1 protein-coding gene and 1 pseudogene are annotated in these 2210 nt (G+C 73.5%); one reads left to right on the plus strand and one right to left on the minus strand.

The annotated features are described in order from the left end of the window. Window positions 1-390, plus strand: a 390-nt coding sequence (locus VN520_RS36560) for a hypothetical protein (protein ID WP_325751263.1), incomplete at its 5' end; no start/stop codon positions are given. 22 nt (window positions 391-412) lie between these two features. Here VN520_RS36560 and VN520_RS36565 read toward each other — a convergent pair. Beyond that, a pseudogene (locus VN520_RS36565) lies at window positions 413-2210 on the minus strand (hypothetical protein); the annotation flags it as partial.

Here is a 2210-nt window from a genome sequence, read left to right on the forward strand (position 1 = left end):
ATCCCGAGACAGCTCTGGGTGGAGGAACCCGCGACACGGCGGAGGATGCCGGATCCGGTGCGGACCGCCGCCGTGCGCGCCGTCCTCACGATGTCGCTGACCATCATTCTGGCCATGGTGGCTTTCCTGTGCACGCTGGCCGGGTCATGGCTCGCCTTCCCGATGGTGCTGAGCGGCGTGGCGGGCACGGTCGTGGCCACCTGGGCGGTGCTGGACGTCTGGGTGACCCGGCAGGTGTGGAACCAGCGCAACGGGGTCGTCTCCGTACCGAGCAGCACGGCGCGCCGCATGCGCCGGGAGCGCAGGGCGGCCAGGCGCGCCGCCCGGGCCCAGGGGCGCAGGGAAGCGCGGATACGCCGCCGGGGCGAAGGCCGGCTCTCCCGGGCCTGAGTGCCTGCGCCCCGGCCTTCCCCTATCGCTTCTCCGGGACCTGTGCCGGCTCCGTGGACGTGGCCGTCGTCGCCGTGCGCATCTCCGGGCCCGGCGCCCCGGCCGTGGCGCCGGGCGCCACGCCGGTCCGTTTGAACATGCGGGTCGCGGTGATCTCGCCGTGGACGGTCTCGCCTGAAGGGTGCTGCTGAGGCAGTCCCGGCCTGAGGTGCTCCTCCACGCTGATGTACTTCAGCCCCGCCCGCAGGTCCGCGTCGTTGCGGAGGCGGATGACGAGCGGGAATTCGGCGAGCGCCGTGGTGTCGAAGAGCCCGGTCGTATAGAGCAGCTGGACTCCCAGCGCATCGGCGACCGCGCGCTGGAGCTCCAGCAGATACGTGGCGTTGGCGCGGCCGATGGGGTTGTCGAGGAAGAGCGTCCCCGCGTGACGGTGCCGGTCGCGGCCCCGGTCGTTGCTGCGCAGGGCCGCCATCGTGCAGTACAGCGCGATCGCGGCGGTCAGCAGCTGCCCACCGGAGAAGACGTCACCCATCTGCCCCACCGGGACGCGTTCGGCGCGGAGCACCGCGTCGGGCTTGAGGATCTCCACGGCGATGCCCTTGGGCTGCAACGCGGCCTGTACACCGCGCAGCAGGAGCGACATCCCGTCCCTGCGCAGGTCGGAATTCTTCTTGAGGGCCGCGTGCGTGGCCTCGTCGATGACCTCGCCGAGTCTCTCGGTGAGCGTGGCCTGGTCGGGTTCCTCGAAGCGGATCCGGAGGAACTCCTGGCCGGACCACTCCCCCAGCCCCTCGGGCAGCTGTGAGAGCCGCTGGGCGGAGCGGAGCGTCGTGAGGGCCGATTCCACCAGGCCGCGGAGCCGGTCGACGATGGAGTCGCGGTTGCGCTCCAGCTGGGCCAGCTCGTCGGTGAGCACGCGCAGCCTGGGCGCGAAGGCCGCGGCCCACTTCTCGGCGTGGTCGGGCAGGGCGGCTGCCGGGAGTTCCCGGATCTGCTGGCGGGCCGGGGTGCGGACCTGTTCGTAGCGGGTGGAGTTGGCGTGCCGCACGAGGACGTCGCTCGCCTCCCGCACGGAACTCTCCGCGGCCGACAGGTCGGTGGCGAAGCCCCGCAGGGAGCGGCGCGTCTCGGCGGCGGACCGCCTGGCCTCCTCCAGGGTGCCCCGGTACGGGTCGGGGGCCTCGGTCTCGTCCTCCGCGCCGTGGTCCCTGAGCAGGTCACGCAGGAGTGCGGCGGTCTCGTCGAAGCCGCTCGCCGAGTCCTCGGCCGTTCGGTGGGCGCGCAGCAACTCGGTGTGGGCGGCGCGCGCGGTGTCCAGTGCCGCGGTGGCGGAGGCCAGCTCGGCCGTCGCCGTACGGAGCAGGGACTGGGCCTGGCCGGCGTCGGCCGGGACCAGGTCGGCGGGGAGCTCGGTGTGGTGGGGCGCCTCGTCGGCGGGGGCGAGCCGTTCGGCTTCGCCGCGGAGCCGGCCGAGCTGCTCGCTGGCCGTGGAAGCCCGTGTCTCCAGGAGCTGGACGAGGGACTCGGCGCGGGCGGCGGCCGCCTGCCGGGAGGGCCCGTCTGCTCCGTCGGTGCCTTCGAGGAGCTGGGCGGCGCGGGTACGGACCTTGTTGGTGAGACGGTCGAGTTCGGCGAGGGCGGCGCTCTCGTCGCTCTCGGCGCGTGCCTGCTCGGCCCTCAGGTCGGCTCCGACCCCCACCTTCTCGTACAGCTGCGAGGCCGCACGGTATGCCTCGCGCAGAGCCGGCAGGGAGGTGCGCGCCTGGGAGGCGTCGGGCTCCGGGAGTGTTTCCGGGGCACCCGCGATCTCGGCGCGTTCG

Origin of the sequence: Streptomyces sp. (assembly GCF_035563135.1) — a bacterium.
GTDB lineage: Bacteria > Actinomycetota > Actinomycetes > Streptomycetales > Streptomycetaceae > Streptomyces.